This is a genomic window from Pseudomonas sp. ENNP23 (assembly GCF_001728945.1).
Taxonomy (GTDB): Bacteria; Pseudomonadota; Gammaproteobacteria; order Pseudomonadales; family Pseudomonadaceae; genus Metapseudomonas; species Metapseudomonas otitidis.
Genome location: NZ_LYSP01000062.1, coordinates 20,846 through 27,601, shown reverse-complemented (window position 1 = coordinate 27,601; position 6,756 = coordinate 20,846). Strand labels below are relative to the sequence as shown.

Annotated in this window: 5 protein-coding genes; 4 read left to right on the top strand and 1 reads right to left on the bottom strand. The window is 67.4% G+C overall.

Translation table 11 applies throughout. The features are described 5' to 3' along the window. The first annotated feature begins 240 nt into the window (after window positions 1-240). From A9G05_RS24600 to A9G05_RS24585, 4 genes are all read left to right on the top strand, one after another. Complete coding sequence (locus A9G05_RS24600) at window positions 241-1,176, top strand: rhodanese-related sulfurtransferase (RefSeq protein ID WP_069563448.1); 936 nt, start codon at window positions 241-243, stop codon at window positions 1,174-1,176. A 19-nt stretch (window positions 1,177-1,195) separates the two neighbouring features. After that, on the top strand, window positions 1,196-1,834 hold the full coding sequence (locus A9G05_RS24595) for a DsbA family protein (protein ID WP_069563447.1): 639 nt from the start codon (window positions 1,196-1,198) through the stop codon (window positions 1,832-1,834). Next, window positions 1,827-3,605 carry an ABC transporter ATP-binding protein gene (locus tag A9G05_RS24590; RefSeq protein WP_069563446.1) on the top strand — a complete coding sequence of 593 codons (1,779 nt, stop codon included), beginning with the start codon at window positions 1,827-1,829 and terminating at the stop codon, window positions 3,603-3,605. The genes A9G05_RS24595 and A9G05_RS24590 overlap by 8 nt, the downstream gene beginning before the upstream one ends. A gap of 446 nt (window positions 3,606-4,051) precedes the next feature. Then, window positions 4,052-5,461: an amino acid permease gene (locus tag A9G05_RS24585; protein ID WP_069563445.1), complete on the top strand. Its 1,410-nt coding sequence runs from the start codon at window positions 4,052-4,054 to the stop codon at window positions 5,459-5,461. Between the two features lie 46 nt (window positions 5,462-5,507). Here A9G05_RS24585 and A9G05_RS24580 read toward each other — a convergent pair whose 3' ends face one another. Then, a complete protein-coding gene (locus tag A9G05_RS24580) occupies window positions 5,508-6,728 on the bottom strand; it encodes a hypothetical protein (protein WP_069563444.1) in 1,221 nt (406 codons plus the stop codon). Window positions 6,729-6,756: the final 28 nt, after the last annotated feature.

Genomic DNA, 6,756 nt, shown 5'->3' with positions numbered 1-6,756 from the left:
TGGCGACTGAAAAAAGAAACTCGCCTGGGAAGGCGAAACAAAGAACATCCGCAGAACTCGATATACAGCCAGACCTCGAGCAATCCACCGCTCATGACCTCCCCACCCGACGACTGAGACATTCCCCCACATCCGTGACCCAGCGGTTTTTGATAGACTCGCCCCCAGCGCCGGCCCAGCCGGCGCTGTCGTTTCTGTCACCCGGTCCGCCCTTTGCGTGGGCGACCACTGGAGGTTTTCATGTCCCGCATCGTTGTCGCGGCGCTCTACAAGTTCGTATCCCTGAAAGACTACGTCGCCCTGCGCGAGCCCCTGCTCAAGACCATGACCGAGCACGGCATCAAGGGCACCCTGCTGCTCGCCGAGGAAGGCATCAACGGCACCGTGTCCGGCACCCGCGAGGGTATCGACGCCCTGCTGGCCTGGCTCAAGGTCGACCCGCGCTTCGTCGACCTGGACCACAAGGAGTCCTACTGCGACGAGCAGCCCTTCTACCGCACCAAGGTCAAGCTGAAGAAAGAGATCGTCACCCTCGGCGTGCCGGGCGTGGACCCGAATCAGCAGGTGGGCACCTACGTCGAGCCGCAGGACTGGAACGCCCTGATCAGCGACCCCGAGGTGCTGCTGATCGACACCCGCAACGACTACGAAGTGGCCATCGGCACCTTCGAAGGCGCGGTGGACCCGAAGACCAAGTCCTTCCGCGAGTTCCCGGAATACATCAAGGCCCACTACGACCCCACGGTGCACAAGAAGGTGGCGATGTTCTGCACCGGCGGCATCCGTTGCGAGAAGGCCTCCAGCTACATGCTCAACCAGGGCTTCGAAGAGGTCTTCCACCTCAAGGGCGGCATCCTCAAGTACCTGGAGGACGTGCCCCAGGAGCAGAGCCTGTGGCGCGGCGACTGCTTCGTCTTCGACAACCGCGTGACCGTGCGCCACGACCTCAGCGAAGGCGACTACGACCAGTGCCACGCCTGCCGCAACCCCATCTCCGTGGAAGACCGCCAGTCCCCGCACTACGCCCCCGGCATCAGTTGCCCGCACTGCTGGGACAGCCTCTCGGAGAAGACCCGCGCCAGCGCCCGCGAACGGCAGAAGCAGATCGAGCTGGCCAAGCAGCGCAACCAGCCCCACCCCATCGGCCGCGACCCGCGGCAGAATCCGAACCACTGACCGACAACGAGGGATCGCCATGGCCACTGCACGCCTGCTCTACGTGATGGACCCCATGTGCTCCTGGTGCTGGGGGTTCGCCCCGGTGGCCGGAGCGCTGATCGAGCAGGCACGTGACGCCGGCGTGCCGCTGCGCCTGGTGGTCGGCGGCCTGCGCACCGGCCAGGGCGCGGCGCTGGACCCGACCACGCGGCGCTACATCCTCGAACACTGGCACGCGGTCGAGCAGGCCACCGGTCAGCCGTTCCGCTTCGACGGCGCGCTGCCCGACGGCTTCGTCTACGACACCGAACCGGCGTGCCGGGCCCTGGTGGCCGCACGCGGGCTCGACGAGGACGCCACCTGGGCCCTGGCCCGCAGCATCCAGCACGCCTTCTATGCACAAGGCCAGGACGTGACCCAGGCCCAGCAACTGGTGGCCCTGGCCGAAGCCGCCGGCATCCCGCGCATCGAATTCGCCGAAGCCTTCGATGACCCGGCCACCCGCCAGGCCACTGCCGAGGACTTCACCTGGGTGCAGGACCTGGGCATCGCCGGCTTCCCCACCCTGCTGGCCGAGCGCGATGGCCAACTGGCCCTGCTGACCAACGGCTACCAGCCGCTGAGTGACCTGCAACCGCTGCTGGGCCGCTGGCTGGAGCGCATCGCCCATGGTTGATCGGCTGAGCTGGGCGGAGATCCGCCGCCTCGCCCTGCGCCACCGCAAGGCCCTCTGGCTGGCCAACGGCGTGGCCATCCTCGCCGCGCTCTGCGCCGTGCCGATCCCGCTGCTGCTGCCGCTGCTGGTGGACGAAGTGCTGCTGGGCAAGGGCGACGCCGCCCTGCGCTTCATGGACGGCTTCCTGCCCGCTGCCTGGCAGGGGCCGGTGGGCTACATCGGCCTGATGCTGGCCGTCACCCTGGTGCTGCGCAGCTGCGCCCTGGTGTTCAACGTGCTGCAGGCACGCCTGTTCGCCCGCCTCTCCAAGGACGTGGTGTACCGCCTGCGGGTGCGCCTGATCGAACGCCTCAAGCGCATCTCCCTCGGCGAGTACGAAAGCCTCGGCGGCGGCACCGTCTCGGCCCACCTGGTGACCGACCTGGACACCCTGGACAAGTTCATCGGCGAGACCCTCAGCCGCTTCCTGGTGGCCATGCTCAGCCTGGTGGGCACCGCCGGCATCCTGATGTGGATGCACTGGAAGCTGGCGCTGCTGATCCTGCTGTTCAACCCGCTGGTGATCTACGCCACGGTGCAGCTGGGCAAGCGCGTGAAGCACCTGAAGAAGCTGGAAAACGACAGCACCGCCCGCTTCACCCAGGCCCTGACCGAGACCCTGGAGGCCATCCAGGAGATCCGCGCCGGCAACCGCCAGGGCTTCTTCCTCGGCCGCCTCGGCGAACGGGCGCGGGAAGTGCGCGACTACGCCGTGGCCTCGCAATGGAAGAGCGACGCTGCCGGGCGCACCAGCGGCCTGCTGTTCCAGTTCGGCATCGACGTGTTCCGTGGCGCGGCGATGCTCACCGTGCTGTTCTCCGACCTGTCCATCGGCCAGATGCTGGCGGTGTTCAGCTACCTCTGGTTCATGATCGGCCCGGTGGAACAACTGCTCGGCCTGCAGTACGCCTTCTACGCCGCCGGCGGCGCACTGAGCCGCCTCAACGAGCTGCTGGCACGGGCCGACGAGCCACAGCACCCGCCGCGCATCGACCCCTTCGCCGAGCACCGCACCGTGGGCGTCGAGGTGCGCGGCCTGCGCTTCGCCTATGGCGAGGAGCCGGTGCTGGACGGCCTCGACCTGACCATCGCCCCCGGCGAGAAGGTCGCCATCGTCGGCGCCAGCGGCGGTGGCAAGAGCACCCTGGTGCAACTGCTGCTGGGCCTCTACACGCCCCAGGCCGGCAGCATCCGCTTCGGTGGTGCCAGCCTGGAAGAGATCGGCCTGGAGCGGGTGCGCGAGCACGTCGCGGTGGTGCTGCAGCACCCGGCGCTGTTCAACGACAGCGTGCGCGCCAACCTGACCATGGGCCGCGAGCGCAGCGACGAGGCCTGCTGGCAGGCCCTGGAGATCGCCCAGTTGGCCGAGACCATCCGCGCCCTGCCCAAGGGCCTGGACAGCATCGTCGGGCGCTCCGGCGTGCGCCTGTCCGGCGGCCAGCGCCAGCGCCTGGCCATCGCCCGGATGGTGCTGGCCGATCCGAAGGTGGTGATCCTCGACGAGGCCACCTCGGCCCTGGATGCGGCTACCGAGTACGCCCTGCACCAGGCCCTGGCGCGCTTCCTCGCCGGCCGCACCACCCTGGTCATCGCCCATCGCCTGTCGGCGGTGAAGCAGGCCGACCGGGTGCTGGTGTTCGACGGCGGACGCATCGCCGAGGACGGCGACCACCAGCGCCTGATCGACCACGGCGGCCTCTACGCCCGCCTCTACGGCCACCTGCAGCACTGAGCCGCCCCCTGCGTCACGCTGACGCACCAGCCTGTCAAGCAAACGTTACGCCCGCGCCCGGCATTGCCGGGGCGCGGTGCGCTGCTGTCAGGAAAAGCTGCCGCGCCCACCAGCGGCCAGCACAGTTCCGGCGCGCGACTGTGCCTTGTTTCGCGCCGGTGCGGCGGGTCAGATGGCCGCGCTCGACCGACAAGAACAACAACCGGAGGTCACCGTGACCCCAGCCTTGCTGCCCGGCGCCCGCGTGCGCCTCCCCGCCCTCGCCCTGCCCGCCTGTGACCCGGTGGTGCCGACGCGCATCCTTCCACCTGCGCCTGTACAATCGCGGCCCCCACTCGGGGACGTGCTGCTGCACGGCCACTAAAGGTCAACCGCCTTGCCCACGCCGCCGCGCCACAAGCGCAGCGGGTTCGATTTCCGTCACGACAACAAGAAAAGGTGACGCCATGCACGACGCGCAACACACCGGTTCGCTCAAGCGCGGCCTGAAGAACCGCCACATCCAGCTCATCGCCCTCGGTGGCGCCATCGGCACCGGCCTGTTCCTCGGCTCCGCCGGGGTGCTCAAGTCCGCCGGGCCGTCGATGATCCTCGGCTACGCCATCTGCGGTTTCATCGCCTTCCTGATCATGCGCCAGCTCGGCGAGATGATCGTCGACGAGCCGGTCGCCGGCTCCTTCAGCCACTTCGCGCACAAATACTGGGGCGGCTTCGCCGGTTTCCTCTCGGGCTGGAACTGCTGGGTGCTGTACATCCTGGTGGGCATGTCCGAACTCACGGCGGTGGGCAAGTACATCCACTTCTGGTGGCCCGACGTGCCCACCTGGGCCACGGCCGCAGCCTTCTTCGTGCTGGTCAACGCCATCAACCTGGCCAACGTGAAGCTGTTCGGCGAGGCCGAGTTCTGGTTCGCCATGATCAAGGTGGTGGCCATCGTCGGCATGATCGTCCTCGGCTGCTGGCTGCTGTTCAGCGGCAACGGCGGCGAGCAGGCCAGCGTGACCAACCTCTGGGCCCACGGCGGCTTCTTCCCCAACGGCATCAGCGGGCTGGTGATGGCCATGGCCTTCATCATGTTCTCGTTCGGCGGGCTGGAGATGCTCGGCTTCACCGCCGCCGAGGCGGAGAAACCCGGCCAGGTGATCCCCAAGGCGATCAACCAGGTGATCTGGCGCATCCTGATCTTCTACGTCGGCGCCCTGGTGGTGCTGCTCACACTCAGCCCCTGGGACGCCCTGCTGGCCAGCATCAGCAGCGCCGGCGACCCGTACAGCGGCAGCCCCTTCGTGAAGATCTTCGCGCTGATCGGCAGTGATACCGCCGCCCACCTGCTGAACTTCGTGGTACTGACCGCCGCGCTGTCGGTCTACAACAGCGGCACCTACTGCAACGGCCGCATGCTGGTGGGTCTGGCCGAACAGGGTGACGCCCCCCGCGCCCTGGCCCGTGTGGATAAGCGTGGCGTGCCGGTGCGGGCGCTGGTGGTGTCGGCCCTGGTGACCGGGCTGGCGGTGCTGGTGAACTACGTGCTGCCGCACAACGCGCTGGAACTGCTGATGTCCCTGGTGGTGGCCACCCTGGTGATCAACTGGGCGATGATCAGCTACGCCCACCTCAAGTTCCGCCAGCACAAGGACCGCGAGGGCCTGCGCACCGCCTTCCGCGCCTTCTGGTCGCCCTTCGGCAACTGGCTGTGCCTGGCCTTCGTGGCGTTCATCCTCGGGGTGATGCTGCTGACCCCCGGCATCAACGTCTCGGTCTATGCCATCCCCGTGTGGCTGCTGGTGATGGGCGGCTGCTACCGCCTCAAGCTCAACCGCGCCGCTCAGGCCCGCAACGCGCTGGCCGCCGGCTGACGCAGCGCCCGGTCACCTGCCGGCGGCAGGTGACCGGGCAGCGAGGTCAGAAGTAGTAGCCCAGGTTGAGGTTGGTGCGGAAGACCCACTCATTGCTGCGTGACGAGGTGGCGCTGGTGAAGCCGGTTCCACTCTCCGCGCCGCCGTATGGGTTCGCGTTGCGCCCCCAGGTGAAGTCCAGCCACCCCATGATCGGCATCGCGATGAACTGCACCCCGGCGGTGAACATCTGCGAGTCATCCCAGTCGCGCCTGTCCTTGAGCATGCGGCTGTAGTCGTTGTAGAAGCGCAGGGTCTTCAGCATGCCCAGATTCGGCGTTGGCACGTCGTATCCGACGTTGAACGACACCACCGATGCCCGCGCCGCGATCAGGTAGGCCGGGGTCAACCCGTTGCCCCCCATCAGGATCACGTCATCGCGGACTCCGGCCGGATTCTGCGGATCGAACAGGTAGCGGATGCCCTGGGTGGTGACGGTCCACTGGCCCGTGTTGAACACCGCATGTACACCGCCGGCGCGGTAGCTGCCGTCATCGCCGGTGGTGGCGTTGTACAGGCGAGCGGTGGCCAGGGACGCGCCCAACTCGGCTTTCCACGCCTCACCGGCCAGTGTGCGCGCCACCCGCAGGTTCACCTGATCACGCTTCTCGTTGTCCTGGCGCTGATGAATCGAGGGGATGGCGTTCTCATCCAGGTCCGCGAAACGCCCCACCTCCGGCGAGAAGCGGATGTGGCTGGGCAGCATGCGGGGAAAGTACCCCACCTGGATGAGCCAGTCGGCGTCCTTGTACAGGTACTTGGCACCGGCACCGGCGCTTGAACCGTAGCCGAGGAAAAAAGGGATGTGGTAGCTCCAGCCGAACTGTGGGTAGGGCTCCAGGCCAAAGGGTTTGAAGGGCGCCCCCAGTTGCACGCTGGAGGTGTCATTGATCCGGTAGCCGACGAAACCACGGTCGATGGCGCGCTTGCCGTCGTCCTGGAACCAGTAGCCCAGATCGGAGAAGAAGCCCTCGTGAGTAGCCTGCACGTCGAGTCGGAACGTATCGAAGAGGAAGCGTCCGTTGTTCTCCGTCGTCTTCCAGTGTTCATCGCGGTAGTGCAGGCGCAGGGCGCCGCCGATGTCCAGGGTGCTGCGGCCATCGTCGCTGCGCAGGCCGATATGCGGGAAAGGCTTGGCCGGGGCGACCGGGGGCGTGCCGGTAGCCGGCGCGGCCAGGGCGGGACCGGCAAGAAGCACAAGGCCGAGAGGGATCAGGTATCTGTTCATCAAGAATCCTTTTCTGCTCGTTCGCTAA